Origin of the sequence: Gilvirhabdus luticola (genome assembly GCF_040117515.1) — a bacterium.
Classification (GTDB): domain Bacteria; phylum Bacteroidota; class Bacteroidia; order Flavobacteriales; family Flavobacteriaceae; genus Gilvirhabdus; species Gilvirhabdus luticola.
The window spans coordinates 40,152-60,531 of sequence record NZ_JBEEEN010000007.1 but is presented as its reverse complement, the minus strand read 5'-3'; the positions used below and the strand labels follow the sequence as shown (position 1 = coordinate 60,531).

The 20,380-nt window shown below is 32.2% G+C and carries 15 protein-coding genes; 4 read left to right on the top strand and 11 right to left on the bottom strand.

Translation table 11 applies throughout. The features are described from left to right. Positions 1-117: 117 nt before the first annotated feature. Together AAFP94_RS11830 and AAFP94_RS11825 are read right to left on the bottom strand one after the other, a co-directional pair. On the bottom strand, positions 118-1,107 hold the full coding sequence (locus AAFP94_RS11830) for a glycosyltransferase family 2 protein (protein WP_316662947.1): 990 nt from the start codon (positions 1,105-1,107) through the stop codon (positions 118-120). Beyond that, the gene (locus AAFP94_RS11825) at positions 1,107-1,550 is read right to left on the bottom strand and encodes a type I restriction enzyme HsdR N-terminal domain-containing protein (RefSeq protein WP_316662946.1); all 444 of its coding nucleotides are present in this window, start codon (positions 1,548-1,550) and stop codon (positions 1,107-1,109) included. The genes AAFP94_RS11830 and AAFP94_RS11825 overlap by 1 nt, the downstream gene beginning before the upstream one ends. A 26-nt stretch (positions 1,551-1,576) precedes the next feature. Here AAFP94_RS11825 and holA point away from each other — a divergent pair, with 26 nt between their 5' ends. The 3 genes from holA to AAFP94_RS11810 all read left to right on the top strand — a co-directional run bounded on the left by holA (position 1,577) and on the right by AAFP94_RS11810 (position 3,851). Continuing rightward, positions 1,577-2,581: a DNA polymerase III subunit delta gene (gene holA / locus AAFP94_RS11820; RefSeq protein ID WP_316662945.1), complete on the top strand. Its 1,005-nt coding sequence runs from the start codon at positions 1,577-1,579 to the stop codon at positions 2,579-2,581. A 230-nt stretch (positions 2,582-2,811) separates the two neighbouring features. Then, positions 2,812-3,147, top strand: a complete 336-nt coding sequence (locus AAFP94_RS11815; protein WP_316662944.1) for a DoxX family protein — start codon at positions 2,812-2,814, stop codon at positions 3,145-3,147. Between the two features lie 518 nt (positions 3,148-3,665). After that, the gene (locus tag AAFP94_RS11810) at positions 3,666-3,851 is read left to right on the top strand and encodes a hypothetical protein (RefSeq protein WP_316662943.1); all 186 of its coding nucleotides are present in this window, start codon (positions 3,666-3,668) and stop codon (positions 3,849-3,851) included. Positions 3,852-4,161: 310 nt separating this feature from the next. Here the strand turns inward: AAFP94_RS11810 and AAFP94_RS11805 are convergent, their stop codons facing one another. The 6 genes from AAFP94_RS11805 to uvrA all read right to left on the bottom strand — a co-directional run bounded on the left by AAFP94_RS11805 (position 4,162) and on the right by uvrA (position 16,596). After that, positions 4,162-4,632: a hypothetical protein gene (locus tag AAFP94_RS11805; protein WP_316662942.1), complete on the bottom strand. Its 471-nt coding sequence runs from the start codon at positions 4,630-4,632 to the stop codon at positions 4,162-4,164. Positions 4,633-4,657: 25 nt separating this feature from the next. After that, complete coding sequence (locus tag AAFP94_RS11800; RefSeq protein ID WP_316662941.1) at positions 4,658-7,420, bottom strand: T9SS type B sorting domain-containing protein; 2,763 nt, start codon at positions 7,418-7,420, stop codon at positions 4,658-4,660. Positions 7,421-7,506: 86 nt separating this feature from the next. Continuing rightward, positions 7,507-9,915, bottom strand: coding sequence for an alpha-ketoacid dehydrogenase subunit alpha/beta (locus AAFP94_RS11795; protein ID WP_316662940.1), 2,409 nt, complete (start codon positions 9,913-9,915; stop codon positions 7,507-7,509). Positions 9,916-10,081: 166 nt separating this feature from the next. Beyond that, entirely contained in the window at positions 10,082-12,913 is a 2,832-nt protein-coding gene (locus AAFP94_RS11790; RefSeq protein ID WP_316662939.1) for a gluzincin family metallopeptidase, read from the bottom strand. Positions 12,914-13,053: 140 nt separating this feature from the next. After that, positions 13,054-13,743, bottom strand: a complete 690-nt coding sequence (locus AAFP94_RS11785; RefSeq protein ID WP_316662938.1) for an LOG family protein — start codon at positions 13,741-13,743, stop codon at positions 13,054-13,056. A gap of 21 nt (positions 13,744-13,764) precedes the next feature. After that, positions 13,765-16,596 carry an excinuclease ABC subunit UvrA gene (gene uvrA / locus AAFP94_RS11780; RefSeq protein ID WP_316662937.1) on the bottom strand — a complete coding sequence of 944 codons (2,832 nt, stop codon included), beginning with the start codon at positions 16,594-16,596 and terminating at the stop codon, positions 13,765-13,767. Positions 16,597-16,709: 113 nt separating this feature from the next. Between uvrA and AAFP94_RS11775 the strand changes: the two genes are divergently transcribed. Next, a complete protein-coding gene (locus tag AAFP94_RS11775) occupies positions 16,710-17,234 on the top strand; it encodes a hypothetical protein (RefSeq protein WP_316662936.1) in 525 nt (174 codons plus the stop codon). A gap of 8 nt (positions 17,235-17,242) precedes the next feature. On the opposite strand, the gene AAFP94_RS11770 is transcribed toward AAFP94_RS11775, so the two are convergent. The 3 genes from AAFP94_RS11770 to AAFP94_RS11760 form a co-directional block, all read right to left on the bottom strand. Further along, on the bottom strand, positions 17,243-17,959 hold the full coding sequence (locus AAFP94_RS11770) for a hypothetical protein (protein WP_316662935.1): 717 nt from the start codon (positions 17,957-17,959) through the stop codon (positions 17,243-17,245). A gap of 112 nt (positions 17,960-18,071) precedes the next feature. Then, the gene (ggt, locus tag AAFP94_RS11765) at positions 18,072-19,766 is read right to left on the bottom strand and encodes a gamma-glutamyltransferase (RefSeq protein ID WP_316662934.1); all 1,695 of its coding nucleotides are present in this window, start codon (positions 19,764-19,766) and stop codon (positions 18,072-18,074) included. Further along, a complete protein-coding gene (locus tag AAFP94_RS11760; protein ID WP_316662933.1) occupies positions 19,763-20,365 on the bottom strand; it encodes an acyl carrier protein phosphodiesterase in 603 nt (200 codons plus the stop codon). Before AAFP94_RS11760 ends, ggt begins: the two co-directional genes overlap by 4 nt. Positions 20,366-20,380: the final 15 nt, after the last annotated feature.

The window sequence follows — 20,380 nt, the reverse complement described above, 5'->3', positions numbered from 1 at the left end:
TGAATTTGGATTAATTTTTATTTGTTAATTATTTACTTTTTTGTCAAAATAAAACTGCTCAAAATTATGCAAAATTTGATACTAATCTAAATTTTAACAAAACTTTTACTAAGAGACTTATAAACGATTATATTCTTTAATATGATTAATAAAAAAAGACCATACAATAGATGTTTTATGATAATAGTTCCTTTTATTTTTAATTGATTTTCTTTGTATTAAAAGTCTCGGTAAATGCATGTAAAAACTAAAATGTGATTTTAGTATTGCAAATGCATGGAGACCATGAAAATCTAGAAAAAATTTTATAGTAGCAATACCATCTAAAAACAATCTTGTTATTAAAATTAAGAAGATATTACCATTGGCATTTTTGGTTAATCCGTATAAACTATTTCTAAAATTGAGATAGGTTTTCTTTGAGCTAGACTTATCTAAAGTTGCTCCACCAACATGATATACAACAGATTGGTATGCAAATTTTATGTCATAACCTAAATTATTGATGCGCCAGCAAAGGTCAATTTCTTCCATGTGCGCAAAAAAGGCTTCATCAAAACCATTAAGCCTATTAAAAATGTCTCTTTTAACAAACAAACAAGCACCAGATCCCCAAAAAATTTTAGAATTGTCATCAAATTGACCTTTGTCTTTTTCTATACTGGTAAAAATTCTTCCTCTGCAATATGGAAATCCATATTTGTCTATAAAACCGCCAGCTGCACCGGCATATTCAAAATAATCTTTGTTATTAAAATCTAAAATTTTAGGTTGAACGGCTACCGTGTTAGTATCGTAATTAAAGATTTTAGGAATTGAATCTAACCAATTTGAAGCCACTTCTACATCATTATTCAATAAACAAAACACATCTGCTTCTACCTGCTTTAAGGCCTCATTATATCCTTTGGCAAAACCAAAGTTCTCTTTGTTTTGAATGATATTTACACCAGGAAAAGTAGTTTTTAAATATTCAATAGAGTCATCTGTTGAAGCATTGTCAGCAATATAAATATCAGCTTCTTTAGAATACTGTACAACAGTTGGTAAAAATTGCTGAAGCAATTTTTTTCCGTTCCAATTCAGTATAACAATAGCTATTTTCATTACTTATATTCTGGGAGTTCTTTTAAAAATTGGTAACGTTCATGTTCATAATCCATGATGCAATAATAATGATTTAATCCATTGGTGATCATTAAATAATTGGCTTTTAAGGCTAAATTATACCTTGCGATCTGATCAAAAGTATCTTGATGTATTGAAATGTGTGGCGCTTTACACTCTACAACTAAACGAATGCTTCCATCAGAATTGTATACAACAATATCATAACGCTTTTTTAGACCATTGACCAGTAACTCTTTCTCTACATTGATTAAAGATTTTGGATATTTTTTGGCTTGAATCAAAAACTGTAAACAGTGTTGTCTTACCCATTCTTCAGGTTGTAAAACCACGAATTTTTTACGAATATCATCAAAGATAAGCCGTTTATTTTTGCTACTTTTGAGTCTAAAGTTGTATGGTGAAAAATTAAGTTTTTGCACAACACAAATTTGGTGAATTTTTTTTAATGGAAGAAGTTAAAGCTTTAGTAAACGATATAAAGAACGGGATTTTTAAGCCTGTTTATTTCTTAATGGGAGAAGAGCCTTATTACATTGATAAGATTTCAGATTTTATAGAAGAACATGTTTTACCCGAAGACCAAAAAAGCTTTAACCAAATGGTGCTTTATGGGCGTGACGTAAGTATTGATGATATTGTTAGTAATGCCAAACGCTATCCAATGATGGCAGATTATCAGGTTATTATAGTTAAAGAAGCACAAGACCTATCAAGAACCATTGAAAACTTGGAGGCTTATTTGCAAAACCCACAACTCACGACGCTGTTAGTCATTAATTATAAATATAAAAAATTAGATAAACGTAAATCTCTCTTTAAGACTTTAAAGAAGAACAGTGTCGTTTTTGAAAGTAAAAAACTTTACGAAAACCAAGTACCAGACTGGATAAGGAGAGTCTTGTCGCCAAAAGATTATACCATTACTCCAAAAGCCTCGCAAATGCTTATTGAGTTTTTAGGTACAGATTTAAGCAAAATAAACAATGAGCTGGAAAAACTTCAGATTGTTTTACCAAAAGGTACTCAAATAACACCAAAACATATAGAAGAAAACATAGGTATTAGTAAGGATTACAACAATTTTGAATTACGGAAAGCCATTGGAGAAAAAGACATGGTCAAAGCGTTTAGGATTGTAAACTATTTTGGGCAGAACCCAAAAGACAATCCAATGGTGGTGACCATTGCATTGCTGTTTAATTTTTTCTCACAGATATTGCATTTTCATGGGTTGAAAGATAAGTCGCCACGTAATGTATCTTCTGCATTAAAGATCAACCCTTATTTTGTAAATGAGTATATCACAGCAGCACGTAATTTCCCAATGAAAAAAGTAAGTGGCATAGTGTCCTCGTTAAGAGAGTTTGATGTAAAAGGCAAAGGCGTAGGTGCTAATGCCGTACCTCAAGGAGATTTACTAAAAGAATTGCTAGTTAAGATTATGAATTGATTTGCTAACTCTTTGTTGAAAAGTATTTTTTGTTTCTAATAGTTACACCTTGATTAACAATTTTTAAAAAACTAACTTCGCTTATCGGCTGATATAAATCATTAAAACGATACATATTATATCGTTAGCTGTAATTATACAACGTAACTAAAAAGTGAGACCAGAAGCCTATTTAAAAACGGGGCGAATTCCGAAAAGCCACATGAGTAGGAAAAACTAAATAAAATAAAATGGAAAATTTAATAAATTTATCACAAATTATTGTTGCAATATCTGTTGTATATGTTTGGACTTTTAGGTTTCATAATGTCTTAAAAGAATTCGAACAATTTGGACTAAGTGACTTAACACGAAATATTGTAGGAGCAACAAAAATATCTTTAGCGACATTGCTTGTTGTAGGTATTTGGTATCCCTCACTAGTTCTTATTCCATCTATTCTTATGGGTCTATTAATGATAGGTGCTCAATATTTTCATTTCAAAATAAGTAATCCATTTATTAAACATTTACCATCGCTAATTCTTCTGGTCCTAAGTAGTTTTATAGCATATTCATCATTTTAATAAATTAGCATGGTATTAATTACAATATACACTTTAATATCAAGTTTGTCCTTTTTGACTTATGCTTTTTCCTATTTTAATGCACCCAATATGAAAAACTAGTTTAAACGGTTTGGTTTAGAAAAAATAGTATTAACAACCGTTTTATTAGAAATTATTGGAGCTTTAGGTTTATTAGTAGGGCTTAAATTTAATCCAATTTTAACGATTTCATCTTTCGGTCTTGCATTACTTGTTATCTGGCCTTATAGTGAGAATAAATTAAAAGATAGCATTTGGATTTCTTTGCGGCTTTGTTTTATATGGGGCTAAATACTTATATCTTTTTGGCGTCAATAAATTAACCGACCATCAAGAGTTGCAGTTGGTAATACTTTCACAGCACGTGTTTAAAACCTAATTTGAGTTCCGTAATAAAACGATTAATTATAACGACACTAACAAGCAAAAAAAACTTGCATAACAATAAAAATGTGAAATGAAATGAGTATTTTATGCGAAAGTAAAAATAAAAAACCATGCTTAAAAAATTTACAACCACAGACAAACTGCTATTTATTGCTGCTATATTATCGTTGATATTTGCCGAAGTTCTCTATTTTCAAGGAGAAAAAGCAGACGGAACTTTTATTGGACTATGGGTTCCTTCAATATTAGCATTTGGAATTTATCTAAAACTAATTAATAATTCAAAAAATGATTGATCTAATACCATATTTCGCAGGGCTAATAACTCTTCTTTTTGGCTTAGGTTTTTACTTGGCCATTAGAGAGGCTAAAAAAATAAAATAGGTGGTATTATTTATCTTCTCGCAAGAGGATTTATAGGATGATTAGAAATAATTTGTTAACTAATTGTGCAACAAAACTACAGCTAACAAAGTGTATAGTTCATTGCGTCTGAATTTCCTCTCGGAAATTCCTTGCTACTGAACAATGTGTTTCATTCTTTTTGCTAACTTAGTGCTCAACGCAACGAAACCATACACCAAACGATAAGCGTAATACTAAATTTTATAAAGCTTCCAACTCTAAATGGTAATCGTACTGTAAATCTTCATGTAGTGTAGATACTATTTTTTGTATCAAAAGAATTTGTCTTTTGTAAATATTAGTAAGCGAAACATTATTATATATAGAAGGCGTAAAGCCTTTAAGTTTCTGGCAAAAATAGAGTAGTAGTTCTATTTCGGTTTCTTTTTTTAGCGAGTAACGCGCATACTTTTTTATATTCCTTAAAATTTTGCGTACACTCTTCTTAATATAGAAATAGCTGTTTGTATTAATAAGTTCGAATTGTTCATCAACTTCTTCTTTTACCAGTGCTATGTAGCCAGTTTCGTCGTGAGCTTCGAATAACAAATAGGTGAGAAGTTCTTTGTTTTCTTTTTTAAATTTTGATAATCGAAGACATAATGTAATAAGAACTTCTGAAGAAAGATGCTCTAACTCTTTTTTTATGGCTATAACAGATACAGCTTTCATTAAGGAGGATATATAAAGTGGTTAACTAAACTTTTAAAGAAAAATGCCCTCTATACTTTCTTCCATCTGGTAAAACGAGATAGTACCAATAGTCGTCTGGTGTAAGCAGTTTGCCATTATACTTTCCGTTCCAACCTTTAGAACGATACGGGTTAAAAGTTTTGAGCAACTTACCATAACGGTCAAAAATTTGAACGGTTACAGTTTGATATTGAAATTCTGAAGGATCCAACCCTAAAACATTCCAAGTATCGTGTGTGCCATCATCATTTGGAGTAAAGTATTTTGGAAATCCAAGTACATAGATTTCTTCAGAAATAATATTACAATTGTACACATCTTTTACAAAAACAGTATGAGTTCCTGCAGGCACATTGATAAACACATTGCTATCCTGATAAAATCCAAATTGGTCGTCAAGAGCATATTCAAACCCTTCGCTATTATCTGCTAGTTGTACGGTCACGTTGTAATCATTTATTGAAATATCCTGAACCACAGGAATATTATTCTGATTTACTGTAATTGAGACCGTATCTTCACAATTTAGTAGAGGATCTATAACTCTTACGTCATACTGACCAGCCTGACTAACAACAATTTGATCGTTGATCTCACCAGTATTCCATTCAAAATTATAATTGCTCGATTGACTAATACCTATACCTGATTCGATAGTTATGGGAAAATCAGAAAGACACACATCAATAACCTGATCTTGTAATTGAGGAAATGACCTTACATCTAAATTTAAGGTGCCAGTTCCGTAACATGCGTTATCACTTTCTGCTCGCACGTACAATACTCTATTATTGGAGCCATAAATATTAGGAAGTACATTTCTGCCAATTGCTGCATCATTTTCAGTTTCAAAAAATGAAATAGTGACATTTGATGGTAAATTAAGTGATGACGCTATTTCTAAACCTTTGGATTCTAAATCAAAATCTGCAAAACCATCTTCATCTGGATCACAAGCACCTAAAGTGGTAGCATTCAAATCAACAGCTTGGGTAGTATTGAGTCTGATGGTAGCCATACTATAACAAGCGGTATTGGCTTTGTAAATTTTGGCATGTAAAATTTCGCCTTGAGTCTGATTGGTATATACATTATTTATTGCATTGGTATTATCTATATCATTTTGGGCATCTGTTATGCTATGATAATAATAAACTTGAATAGCTTCGGATGTATTGAATGTTAAAGGAGCATTTGCCAATTGAAGATTGAAAGGAGCCCTTCCATCATTTGGGTCATTATCAATTTCATCACATTGTATAAGATCAAATGTAGTTTGCAAAACTTGAGGAGGTTCTGAAATAATAAGTTGTTTTAAGAAAGGACCACGTTCTATACCATTTAAATATAAGGTCATACTAACTGTATGTACTCCGGGTTGCGTGAAAACATGCGTTGGTTCTTCTAACGTAGAGGTCTGACCATCACCAAAATCCCAAAGAACGGTATCGTAAGGATCATCTGAAGTAATAATGAATCTCGTTTGGTCACCAAGACAAATATTTTCATAATCAAAAGTGTATAAGAATATTGATTGCACAAAAGGAGGTAAGCCTAAAGCAGCGGCCTGCCCAGCTAAATTAACACTGTTATGTGAGTAAGCACAGGAAGTTCCTAACTCATTTGGTTTATTAATCACGGATAGTTCCAGTCCAATAGATCCTGTTCTGTATCCAGCTCTGTATATTTTACCATTCATGGCTAATTGTAGAGCACCAGCAACATTATCTGAACTGCTAATATCAACTTGAGAGTTTTCAATATTGGAGCTTTCTAAATTATACTGAAATAAATGGCTGTGATTAAATGTATCGTCATCGTCAAAATAGTTTACTGTCGCATATAACAATTTAGAATTCGGTGAAAACTCTAAACCATAGGGATACCAGCCATCTAAAATTGATTGTTGATTACTCACAGCACCAGTAGAATTATTAAAATCATAAAGTAATATTTTACCTGACTTTTTGGTACCACTTCTAGGACTTCCCAATGAAGTTGAACTATGAGCTATTGCAATTTTTTTGCCATCGGGAGAAACTTTCAAATATCCTATGGCAGTTACATTTGCTCTATCTGCATTAAATAATGGTCTAACGGTTTGCTGTACTGTGGAAACAATTGGAGTTTCGTTAACTCCATTGGCATCAACCCTAAATGAATAAAACTTATTCATAAATTGCGTGATTACCCAAATAGAGCTACCATCATTTGAATTGACAGCAGTAATTTTTTCTGAACATTTATATTCACTTTGAAAAGAATCACTAGTATTATAAGTTATTAGATGTTTGTTTTTCATCGCACTTACAATATCGCCATAGCCAGAATTTAATGCCATATCAACTTCCGAATAATTAACGCCATCTACGGGTAAACCTTCCGTTAAATAATAACTTGGTTTGTCTACTGTAAAAATATAATATGAGGTAGTTGTACCTGGTTTTGGAATTATAATTGCAGATGCAGTACTGGAACTATGACCAAGTAAACCTGTGCCATTAGGCATAATATTATGTCGTCTATCCCAAACTGTTACTCCATCTGTATAAAATAACAAATTTCCGTTGGCATCAGAAATAGTGGCACAACCTTCATGTGTTTCCAGTCTACCATCAACATGTGGCACTGGAGTTCCAGAATTAAAGTCTAAACCAGCAAAACTACCAAAATACCAATTAGCAGATTCTTTTTGGGAGAATCCATAACAAAAAATAAACAGGAAAGCAATTAACAATGCTTTCTGATTGATGAATCTAAAGTCCAATACTTTAATGAATTAGTCTAAAAAATAAAATTAAGTATAAAAAAGAACCTAAAAAAGAAATATTGACGTATTAACAATTTAATCGATTAACGTAGTTTTGGAAAATTCATTGGATTTATTTCATGGAATATATCATAAATAGTTTCAAAAATATCTTCGGCAGATGGCTTTGAGAAATAATCTCCATCTGTTCCATAGGCTGGTCTATGTGCTTTGGCCGTTATAGTTTTTGGTTGACTATCTAAAAATTGATAGGCATTTTGGGTATTTAAAATTTCATTGAGCACAAATGCCGATGCTCCACCTGGAACATCTTCATCAATAATCAATAACCTATTTGTTTTTTCAATACTTTTTACGATGTCATGGTTAATATCGAAAGGTAAAAGAGATTGAACATCAATAACTTCTGCATCAATACCAACTTCTAAAAGTTCTTTTGCAACTTGCCGCACCAAACGAAGCGTGGACCCGTAAGATACTAAAGTGATATCGTTACCGGTTTTTAAAATTTCTACTTGTCCAATTGGTGTTTTAAATTCACCAAAATTGCTTGGTTTTTTTTCTTTTAGTCTATAACCATTAAGGCATTCTACAACAAGAGCTGGTTCGTCTCCTTCTAAAAGTGTATTATAAAATCCAGCAGCTTTGGTCATATTTCTCGGGACAAGGACATGGATTCCACGTACTAAATTTAAAATACCTCCTAGTTGTGATCCTGAATGCCATATGCCTTCTAATCGGTGCCCACGTGTTCTAATTATTAAAGGAGCTTTTTGTCTTCCTTTGGTTCTGTAATGAAGTGTAGCTAAATCATCGCTAATTGTAGGTAATGCGTAAAGAAGGTAATCTAAATATTGTATTTCTGCAATTGGTCTTAAACCGCGCATTGCCATACCAATGCCTTGACCTATTATAGTAGCTTCACGAATACCGGTATCTGCGACTCTCAATTCACCATATTTGTTTTGTAAACCTTCCAAACCTTGATTAACGTCACCAATATTTCCAGAATCTTCTCCAAAAACAAGAGCCTCAGGATATTTATTAAAAATATAATCGAAATTATCCCTAATTATGATTCGACCATCTACTAGTTCGTCTTTATCATAACTAGGCTTTACTTCTGAAATATTGATTGCAGAACTTTCGGACTCACTATATAAATGAGAACTAAATTTTGGTTGCATCTCTTTTGAATAAGAATTTATCCAATTAACTAGTTGCTCTTTTTCTACACAATCATCATTAATAACATAGCGAAGTACCTTTCGCGCGGCTGAAAGTACATCTTTGACTATTGGTTCATGAATAGCTGTTAGCTGATCCTGAATTTTTTTTATAAATGCCCCATTACTACTTTTTTGAGATAATTCATTTAATATAGAAACAACCTTTTTTTGCTCTTTTTTAATTGGTTTTAAAAACAATTCCCAAGATGCTTTTTTGCCATCTCTAACCTCTTTTTTTATTGTATTTTCCAGAGCGGATAATTCTTCGTTTGTTGCAATATTGTTTGCAATAATCCATTCTCGCATTTTGATATTGCAATCATGTTCTGATTCCCAGTTTAAACGTTCAACAGGTTTATATCTTTCATGTGATCCTGATGTAGAATGTCCTTGAGGTTGAGTTAATTCTTTTACATGAATTAATACAGGTACATGTTCAACTCTTGCAATTTGAGAAGCTCTTAAATAAGTATCTATTAATGCAGGATAATCCCATCCATTGACTGTGAATATCTCATATCCTTTTTCATTTTCGTTACGTTGGAAACCTTTTAAAATTTCAGATATATTCTCTTTGGTTGTTTGATGCTTCGCATGAACAGAAATTCCATATTCATCATCCCAAACACTAATTACCATTGGCACTTGAAGCACACCTGCAGCATTAAAAGTTTCAAAGAACAAACCTTCACTTGTACTAGCATTTCCAATAGTTCCCCAAGCCACCTCATTACCTTCAATAGAAAATTTAGTTGAATCAATACCTTTAACATTCCTATAAATTTTTGACGCTTGGGCCAACCCTAAAAGTCGCGGCATTTGACCAGCTGTTGGAGATATGTCTGAACTTGAATTTTTTATTATAGTTAGATCATTCCAATTCCCGTTTTCATCCAAACTATGAGTTGTAAAATGACCACCCATTTGTCTGCCTGCAGACATAGGCTCAATTTTTAAATCTGTATTGGCATACAATCCTGAAAAAAATTGCTCAATGGTAAATTCTCCAATAGCCATCATAAAGGTCTGATCTCTATAGTACCCTGAACGGAAGTCACCATTCTGAAACACTTTAGCCATTGCTAGTTGAGGTACTTCTTTGCCATCTCCAAAAATTCCAAACTTTGCTTTTCCTGTTAAGACCTCACGGCGACCAAGCAAGCTACATTCACGACTGGTAACAGCTATTCTATAATCATTTAGAATTTCTGCTTTAAAATCATCAAAAGAGATTTCTTTTTTGAGATCTGAAATAGTTTGCATATTTGTTACTTGGTCGATGCTGCAAATCTAATCAATCTTTGTGATTTTTGCAATTTATAAAGTGAATTAAATGTTATTGAATTCTCAAAAAATAAGACAAATAATGGACATTTGTTAAATTTAATTCAATAAAAATTATTTATATTATCAAATAATCAAAAATACATCAATACCAACGTCTTGTAAAGAGACCGTATAATGTTTTTGGTGAAAATGTAATTATGAATCGTATTTTCTCTTGATAATTTGGTTGGGCAATTTCCCAACCTAGATTTGAGTACACTGGAAAATATAACTCGAAATAATCTGCGACAAGGCTTATTCTTATTCCTGAATCATATACAAATTTTGGTGAGAAAGAATGGTTTTTCACAAATCCTAGATCTCCGTACATTTGGATGTATCTCCAAAGTGTTGTACTAGCATTTAGCGTTGTGATCCAATGGTTTGCATAAGGTGTCTCAAGTTTAGATTTAAATCCGCCTTCAGCGATGATTAATTGCTGACTAAAAACACCGCTATCTTCAGATCTCCCCAAATAATTGTAATCAAAAAGATAATCTGTTGGTCTGTCTAGGGCAAAGCTAAAATAATCAGATTCTTGGTAAGTTTTATTGTAAATAAAAGCACCTGCAAAAAAGCGTAAGTTTAATTGTCTGTTGCTTTCTGATAATCTTCTATACTCGTAGTTAAAAGATAATTTACCGAAATCTTTTGAAAATTGTACATCCGTAAACCAAGACGAAAAATTTATGAGATTTTCATTAGAATGCCCATAGTTTATATCAAGAACACTGTATTCGGGGTCGGTATTGACACCACTTATATTATTTTTATCAAACTCTTTATCAATTTTCAAGTAGCGAAGAGTCAAGTATTTTCTTTTATTGTTACGTAAATCATTATGGTCTCTAAAATTTAAACCAATAAATGGTGTTATTGTTGTATAAGATAAGTCTGGAGCATAATTGGCATAAGCACCATAGAGACCATATCTTACCAAATATAGATCTTGATTTTCTAATCTTTGATTATAGATTAATGATGCAGAGCCAACGAGTTGCTTACTTTTGAATGCGTAGGTTGGATTTAAGCTATATGTAAAAGATCTTGCTAAAATTGATTTGTTATACATCTTTAACCCAGCTGAAAACCCATCATAATAATTGTAACCAAATATTGGCATGAAAAACACCTGGTTGTAATATGGGTCTTCTATGTCCTTGAAAAATCTAAATTGGATTGGTTTATTGTTGAAGAAAAAACCTTTTAGTGATTCCCAATTGTCCCTAATATTGTATTCAGGAATGGTTTTGTCATAATTCAATACTAATTTATTGACATTATCATTTGGAATAGTTACTTCTTTTGATCCGTTTACATCACTTATCCAAGTTTTAGAAATAATAGAATCATCATTCATTGCAAATAATGAAATAGGCATGCTATTAGTTCTCTTATTTTTAATAGTTAAGGTAATTGAATCTTGAGTTACAAAGGTTTCCTTGATTTTAAAATCAATTTTCTTGTTTGTTGCAATATACTCATCGAAAAACCACTCTATGTCTTTTGTGGTTTTCGATTTTATAAGAGCTTCAAAATCTTTGGGTGAACTTGTTTTAAGCTTATTCTGTTCCAAATATTCTTTTACGGTTCGTTCAAATATTCCAGAATTTATGTAGTCATCTAAATATTTCAATCCAACACCTGCTTTATATTTATTGGCAATATTCTTGTTAAATTTTAATAAAGAATCTTTTTCCATATTCAATGGTTGATCTAGATTTGATCTTGCCATATGCATATATAGAAAATTATACTGGTCATTAAAATTGAGTTTAGCGGCATGCATAGAACGAATTCCCCAAGCATAGGACAGTTTTCCAAAAATCTTCATGTTTGGATAATACTCTTCTACGTATTTCATCATAAAATATGTCTGTAAACCTTCAGTTAACCATTGTTCTTTTCTTGGATTTGTAAAGAGTGTGTTTTCTAAATAATTATGAAGAGCTGTTTTTAGAATTTTTATTTCGTATTGAAAATTATCTTGAAATGGTTGAATAAAATCAGGTAAAAGATTTAAACCATATATAGGGTCTTTTCTATAATCAATTTGAGACAATAAGAGCTTTTCGTGCGGATATTCACCAAGATTTCTAATGATAAAGTGAATGATTCTATCGGTGATCATAGCTTTTTCAACTGGCACTAAACCTTTATCTTCAATATTGGAAACTACGGTTAGGAAATCAGTTTTAACAGATTGAAAATCTGGTATTTTGTGTAAAAAAAGTTTATTGTTGTTTCTGTGTTTACCTTCAAAACCAATATTTTTAATACCGTTGTTTTCGGTTCTATATACTTCATTTAGTTCTGTTGAGACAACATAATTATTTGGACAAACTAAATTGATTTTTACTTCGGATTCAGGAATATATAAATCGTCTAAATTTTTATTGCTATAATATTGCCATGAGCCATTGTAAACTGCTGGTGTTATGTACCAATATCTTAAATTGTATTCTCCAAAAGATGTTACACCATAACCTGTAAATTTGTCACTTGGAACTTGAACAATATAATTTAAATGTATTTTATAGGTTTCATTGGGCTGTAAGGTAGAATTCAATTCAACTTTTATAACATCTGGATGCTCCAGAAGGCCTTCAAATTTTAATTCTTGTTGGTCTTGTACAATAGATGTGATTACGGTAAAACCTCTGTCTTTGTTTTTAGCAAAGTGAAATTCAGTCTTATATTCTTCTGCAAAACGTTTGGCTAGAGGCGTGTTTTTTGTAGCATAAGCTTCGTTCCAGTTGTTTAAATAAATTGTTTTTAAAGTATCATTGGTTGTGTTTTGATACTCTATGGTTTGTGAAATTTTAAATTGTTTTTTTTCAGCATCAAGAGTTGCTTTAAGGTCAATTTTATTTTGCCCAAAAACCATAATATTCAGCAAACTGAATAGAAAATATGTAAATAGATTAAATTTCAATTTATCTTAACATAATTTTTTGGTTCAACATCCATGGTGGCGTTGCAATATAATAAATCCAACTGGGTTTATTATTTTAAAAATTACAAGGTGGTCTTTAGCTTTTTTTGAATAGAACGAAATAAATGGAATAGATAGTATTAAAAATTAGGACTAAATCCTGATTCTTTGTAGAAATTATCTAAAATCTCAATAACTTCTTCTTCTGAATCAACAAGATGAATTAAATCTAAATCTTTTGCGCTGATATTATGAAATCTTTCTAATAAAGTAGTCTTAATCCAATCCAGTATTCCAATCCAAAAATCTGTGCCAACCAAAATTATAGGAAACTTTTCAATTTTATTGGTTTGTATTAATGTTATAGCTTCAAATAATTCATCCAGCGTGCCAAAACCTCCAGGCATGACGACAAAACCTTGAGAATATTTTACAAACATGACTTTACGTACAAAGAAATAATCAAAATCTAAACTCTTATCTGAATCGATGTAAGGATTGTCATGTTGCTCAAAAGGAAGTTCAATATTAAGCCCAACAGAGGTTCCTCCTCCAAGGTGAGCTCCTTTATTACCTGCCTCCATGATACCAGGTCCACCACCAGTAATAACTCCGTAACCAGCTTCTACAATGCTTTTAGCAATTTTTTCTGCGAGCATATAATATTTATTTTCTGGTCTTGTGCGCGCTGACCCAAAAATAGAAACACAAGGTCCAATTTGACTCATTTTTTCAAAACCATTGACAAATTCACCCATTATTTTAAAAATGGCCCAAGAGTCATTAGTCTTTATTTCATTCCAACTTCTTGGATGTTGTTCTTTTCTCATACCTGTTAAATTTGTAACCAGCTAATTTAATTCTTTTTTAAGGAATTGAGCTGTATAACTTTTTTTATGTTTTATTACTTCTTCTGGAGTTCCTTCTACAATTATCTGTCCACCACCTTTTCCGCCTTCGTAACCAATATCAATTATATGGTCAACCATTTTAATGACATCCAGATTGTGCTCAATAATCAAAACAGTATTTCCTTTGTCTGCTAACTTGTTTAGAACCAACATTAAAACCCTAATATCTTCAAAATGCAAACCAGTTGTAGGCTCATCTAAAATATAAAATGTATTACCAGTGTCACGTTTGCTTAATTCGGTTGCTAATTTTATTCGTTGTGCTTCACCACCGGAAAGTGTGGTACTTTGTTGTCCAAGCGTAATATAACCTAGTCCAACATCTTTAATGGTTTTAAGTTTGTTATGAATTTTTGGTATATGCTCAAAAAAACTTACTGCTTCATTTATGGTCATATTTAAGACGTCACTTATACTCTTGCCCTTATAACGAATTTCTAGCGTTTCTCTATTAAATCGTTTTGCCTGACAGGTTTCGCATTCTACGTAAACATCTGGAAGAAAATTCATTTCTATAACACGTAAACCACCACCTTTACAGGTTTCACAACGTCCACCTGTAACATTAAAACTAAAACGGCCAGGCTTATAACCTCTTATCATGGCTTCTGGAATTTTAGCAAAAAGACTTCTAATCTCACTGAAGGTTCCTGTGTAAGTGGCTGGATTGCTTCGTGGTGTTCTCCCAATCGGCGATTGATTAATATCAATTACCTTATCTATATGCTTTAAACCTTCTATGCTTTTGTAAGGCATTGGCTTTTTTACGCCATTGAAAATGTAGGCATTTAAAATAGGGTAGAGTGTTTCGTTTATAAGAGTTGATTTTCCACTGCCAGAAACACCAGTAACTCCTATCATTTTTCCTAAAGGAAGTTTAACACTGACGTTTTTTAAATTATTCCCTGTACATCCTTTTAAAATAATGGATTTTCCATTTCCTTTTCTACGCTTGTCAGGAACTTCAATATGTTTGGTTCCATTTAAATAATCGGCAGTAAGTGTATGATGAGTTAATAATTCTTTTGGAGAGCCTTCACTAATGATTTCACCACCATGTTTTCCCGCCAAAGGGCCAATATCGATCACATGATCTGCATGTTGAATCATCTCTTTATCATGCTCTACAACAATCACCGAATTGCCAATGTCACGTAATGAAATCAAAGAATTAATTAACTTATTGTTGTCACGTTGGTGTAAACCGATACTTGGCTCATCCAAAATATACAACACTCCAACTAATTGCGAGCCAATTTGCGTGGCTAGCCTTATTCGCTGTGCTTCACCACCAGATAGCGATTTTGAGCTTCTGTTTAGCGACAGATAATTTAAACCAACATCCAACAGAAATTTCAATCTTGAGCTGATTTCTTTGATGACTTCTTCTGCGATTATAAATTGTTTTTCACTTAAATGATTTGGTAAGTCACTAAACCAACGTGCTAAATCGGCAATATCTAGATTTGCTAAATCAGCAATACTTTGATTATTTATTTTAAAATAGAGCGATTCTTTTTTTAATCTTGAACCATGGCATTCATTACAGACGACTTTATCCATGTACTCTTTTGCCCATCGTTTAAGAGATTTTGAATCTGCAGTCTTAAATTGATTTTCAATAAAATTGGCAACGCCTTCAAATTCTATTTTATAATCGCGAGTAACACCCAATGTTTTACTTTCTACTGAAAACTTTTCATTGCCACCATATAAAATGACATCTTTAGCTTCTTTAGGAATATTTTTATAAGGATCTGTCAACTCAAAATTAAAGCGTTGTGCGATTAATGCAAATTGCTTAAAAATCCAACTGTTCTTTTCTGGACCATGAGGTGCTAAAGCTCCGTTCTTTATTGAAATTGAATCATCAGGAATAATTTTCTTTTCATTAACTTGATATAATTGTCCTATTCCATTACATTTTGGGCAAGCACCTTTGGGCGAGTTAAAAGAGAAATTATTAGGCTCTGGATTAGGATACGAAATTCCAGATGTTGGACACATTAAACTTCGGCTAAAGTATCTGGCTTCATTGGTATCCTGTTCTATAACCATCAAGACATCATTACCATGATACATGGCTGTGTTTATGGTTTCAGTAAGGCGCTTATCATTGTCAATATTATCATCAATCTTCAAGCGATCAATAACAATTTCTATATCATGAGTTTTGTATCTGTCGAGTTTTAATCCTTTTACAAGATCTTTTACTTCACCATCAGCTCTCACTTTAACAAAACCTTGTTTTGCGATTTGCTCAAACAATTCTCTATAATGACCTTTACGCGATCTAACCACTGGAGCCAAAACATTTATACGTTTGCCTTTAAAAGATTCTATGATTAGTGATTTTATTTGCTCATCGCTGTAACTTACCATTTTTTCACCGGTATTGTAACTGTAAGCATCACCTGCTCTGGCAAATAATAAACGAAGAAAATCATAAATTTCTGTAATGGTGCCAACAGTAGAACGTGGTGACTTACTTGTTGTTTTTTGTTCTATGGCAATTACAGGAGAAAGACCATCAATTTTATCTACATCAGGACGTTCAAGACCACCAAGGAACTGTCTTGCGTACGCTGAAAATGTTTCGATATAACGACGTTGGCCTTCAGCATAAATAGTATCAAAAGCTAAAGACGATTTACCACTACCAGACAAACCAGTAATCACCACAAGTTTCTCTCTAGGTATAGTTACATCTATATTTTTCAGGTTATGTACTCGAGCACCTTTAACCTCAATATGTTCTTCAAAATTGGTCATAAAATGGCAAAGTTGCAAAGGTACGTTTTTTGCTTATAAAAAGGAAGCTTATATTTGTTAGTAATAGTTAAATTTGTTAACGTTATTAGAATATTTTTTTAAATGAATTTGATATGAAATTATTAGGTATTAGCTCCAGAATTAATCATCCGGAATATGGTAAAGGTGTTGTGACCAATGTGACTTCAAAACACTATTGGGTAACTTTTATAGAACATGGATTAGAAACCATTGATATTGATAGCGAATTTGAAGTTATTGAAGCCGCAGATGGAGATGTAGATGCTGTTAGTTTTATTGATATAGAGACTAGTCTGGTTGAAATTTTAAAACGTTGGAGTGACGTGAGCGAAATTATACCCATTGCTGATAAATGGAAAGGAGGTCAATTAATCTTGAAACCTCAAGACACAACTTTGCAAAATAAAGAAATTCCTATTGAAACATTTTTTCATAAGATCGTAATGGTTCGTGATAGATTAAGAGTTATGGAACAGAAGATTAATTCAAGCAATCTTGATGACCAGGATAAAGTAGATTTACAACAATATATTACCAGAATTTATGGAAGTTTAACCACCTTTAATGTGCTGTTTAAAGTTAAGGAGCATCAGTTTGTGGGTTCTAGAGGAAATTAGTTTATTTATTATTTAGTTCCTTTAACAAGTCCCATATCAAAACCCATAATCAAAATAGAGTGGAAGGTAGGCAGCTGCGCACCACTTTCTGTTATTATCCAATCATTCCAAGAGGCTTCCAAACCGTCTATTGGAAGAGCTGTTGTCCACATTTTAAGTTTCTTGGGTTTATTATTCTTATCAAGAATCCAAAGATAAGAATCTTGTGGATGAGAATTTTGAGTTTTATAGGTTACTAACAAAGCTTGGCCTCCATTATTTAAAGTCACTAATCTACGTTCAATATCTTTATTAAAAACATCATAAGGTGCAATAAGCCAAAAAACATCATTTTTAAAGTGCGTACTGGCTTCGTTAATTAAGGATTTTGCTTGGTTACCATCTACTTTGAAATTGTGAATGTATGCTTTATTTTGTGTAGTATCATTAAAGTTCAAATCTACTTTGTATTCTTTCCAATATACTAAACAAGTGTTTTTGTTTTTATACCATTTATAGTGTCTTTTTTTCTTAAATGTCCACTCAATATAATTTGTATTTACATAAGCATCATAGTCTAGCGCATCTAGCATTTTTTTTGCCAATACATCAGCTTTTTCACCTTGAATTCCAAACGGAATATCTTCGTTGTATTTAAAATAAACAAAACCCAAAAACAAGAAGCTTGGCAATGTAAAAAAGATCACAATGCCAGCTATTAGTTTTATGGATTTTTTATACCTCATAATAAAAAACCGTTAGTGTGTTATATGGATTTTGGGAATTTAAAGCTATTGCTTTTTTTGATAACAATGAGTCTAAATTATTAAATAGTATTGATTCTTAAAAGGAAAGTTTCTAAAAACCGACAGCCGTATCATCACCTCGATAATCTGCACCACCTTCCAACGTTTTATCGTCTAAAATCAGTATTCCATCGACCTTGCTGGTTATGATGTTTTCTATTTCAACAGTTGTATAATTAAGTTCATGAAGCTGTTTAATAAGTTTTTCATCAAATTTATGAGGTTCAAAAACGATTCGATCTGGCAACCATTGATGATGAAAACGAGGAGCATCAACGGCTTCCTGCATCGTCATATTATACTCATGTACATTTAAAATGGTTTGTAAAACAGATGTAATAATTGTAGAGCCTCCTGGAGTGCCAACTACCATGAATAACTCACCATTTTTCTCAACAATTGTTGGCGTCATTGAACTTAACATTCGTTTTTCTGGCGCAATACTATTGGCTTCAGCTCCAGTAACACCATACATGTTTGGAACTCCAGGTTTACTGCTAAAATCATCCATTTCGTTGTTTAAAAAAAAACCAAGTTCAGAACAGTATAGTTTTGAACCATAAGCACCATTAATTGTTGTGGTTACTGAAACGGCATTCCCAAATTGGTCTACAATGGAATAATGAGTAGTTTCGTCACTTTCAATTACTTGTATATTACCATGAGAAACTTCACTCGATGGAGTAGCATTTTCAAATGAAAAAGTAGACATCCTTTCTTTTAGATAGCGGTTATCAATTAAATCTTTTTGAGGAACAGTTACAAAATCAGGATCTCCAAGATAGAAACTCCTATCTGCGTATGCTCTACGCTCGGCTTCAGTTATTACCTGAATAGTTTTTAAAGAATTTTGACCAAATTTATCCAAATCATATGGCTCGATCATTTTCATTATTTGTGCTAAACATACACCACCACTTGAAGGTGGTGACATTGAAATGATGTTTAGTTCGTCATATTGAAAAGTTATTGGAGTTCTCCATTTTACACTGTATTTTGCTAAATCTTCTTCGGTTATAATGCCACCATTATCTTGAATAAACTCTACTAATTGTGTTGCGGTTAGACCGGTATAAAACTCATCTTTTCCGTTTATCATGATTCGTTTTAGAGTTTCAGCTAAAGAGGGATATTTTATGGTATCATTTTCTTTCCAATGCTTATCAAAAATGATTGAATCTTTATTGGCTTTTGGAAATAAAGGTTGATATTTTTTTATTTTTTCTTCTTGTTTTTTGGTTACAATAACACCTTGTTTTGCTAAATTGATTGAGGGCTGTATGATGTCTTCAATAGGTAAACTACCAAACTTTTCATGAACAGCAAAAATTCCTGCTACAGAGCCAGGAACGCCAACCGCCATAGCACCTAAAGTACTTTTCTCTGGAATGATATTTCCTTCTTCGTCAAGATACATGTCTTTTGTAGCTGCCAGTGGTGCTTTTTCCCTAAAATCGAGACTACCAATTTCACCATTATCTTTTCTATAGACCATAAAGCCACCACCTCCAATGTTTCCAGCATAAGGATATGCAACAGCAAGTGCCAAATGGGTTGCTGCCATAGCATCAAAAGCATTACCTCCTTTGTTGAGGATATCACTACCAATTTTTGAAGCTTCTTCCCTAGCAGAAACTACCATGGCATTTTGGGTTATTAAACCTTTTTTAATAGGGTGTACAACCTCATACTTCTTACATGTAATGAGTAGCAGAAATACCAATACCAAAATGCGATAACTTTTCATGAGTTTAGTTTATTAATCAATTCTTTTCGTTTATTGTTAGAAAACTTAATAAGGTCTTTGAAAAATATAGTGAATTCGCTTTCAAATTCATCATAAAATTCTTCTAGTTCATTTATTGCTTCGTTCATATGGGATTTGTTTTTAGTCCTCCTATTCATGCCATTCAAAACTCTAGTGATGCCTTCGATAGACGCATAACTCAACAACCAATTATCTATAATCATATATGGCATCATTTTTTGAATTCTTTGTGGTAGAATTTCAAAGTGCTCCTCTAGTGAGTCATAAAAATATTCAGCATAATTTTTTAATGGTACTTCACTATAACGGTTCCAGTTTTTGGCTAAAAAATGGTCGTAAAGAATATCAACGATAATACCAGAATAATGACTGTATTTTTTGTGTAAACGTTTGGTGCTTTGTCGCACAGTTTTGTGCTTATCTGTATAAGTGTCTATTTCTCTGTGTAATAGAATACCTATTTGTATTTCTTTTGGAAACTTTTTGTAAGCTTTACCTTTGATGCCATCGGCAATGAAATTCCCTATTGTTACTAAATCATTATTGCCAGAAAGATATATATGAGCCAGATAATTCATTATATAAAAATATGT

Bases quoted from the DNA above. Each gene is read 5' to 3' on its own strand.
- AAFP94_RS11815 (WP_316662944.1), top strand. From the start codon at position 2,812: ATGGAAAATTTAATAAATTTATCACAAATTATTGTTGCAATATCTGTT.
- AAFP94_RS11805 (WP_316662942.1), bottom strand. From the start codon at position 4,632: ATGAAAGCTGTATCTGTTATAGCCATAAAAAAAGAGTTAGAGCATCTT.
- AAFP94_RS11760 (WP_316662933.1), bottom strand. From the start codon at position 20,365: ATGAATTATCTGGCTCATATATATCTTTCTGGCAATAATGATTTAGTA.
- AAFP94_RS11770 (WP_316662935.1), bottom strand. From the start codon at position 17,959: ATGAGGTATAAAAAATCCATAAAACTAATAGCTGGCATTGTGATCTTT.
- AAFP94_RS11785 (WP_316662938.1), bottom strand. From the start codon at position 13,743: ATGAGAAAAGAACAACATCCAAGAAGTTGGAATGAAATAAAGACTAAT.
- AAFP94_RS11775 (WP_316662936.1), top strand. From the start codon at position 16,710: ATGAAATTATTAGGTATTAGCTCCAGAATTAATCATCCGGAATATGGT.
- uvrA (WP_316662937.1), bottom strand. From the start codon at position 16,596: ATGACCAATTTTGAAGAACATATTGAGGTTAAAGGTGCTCGAGTACAT.
- holA (WP_316662945.1), top strand. From the start codon at position 1,577: ATGGAAGAAGTTAAAGCTTTAGTAAACGATATAAAGAACGGGATTTTT.
- AAFP94_RS11795 (WP_316662940.1), bottom strand. From the start codon at position 9,915: ATGCAAACTATTTCAGATCTCAAAAAAGAAATCTCTTTTGATGATTTT.
- AAFP94_RS11830 (WP_316662947.1), bottom strand. From the start codon at position 1,107: ATGAAAATAGCTATTGTTATACTGAATTGGAACGGAAAAAAATTGCTT.
- AAFP94_RS11810 (WP_316662943.1), top strand. From the start codon at position 3,666: ATGCTTAAAAAATTTACAACCACAGACAAACTGCTATTTATTGCTGCT.
- ggt (WP_316662934.1), bottom strand. From the start codon at position 19,766: ATGAAAAGTTATCGCATTTTGGTATTGGTATTTCTGCTACTCATTACA.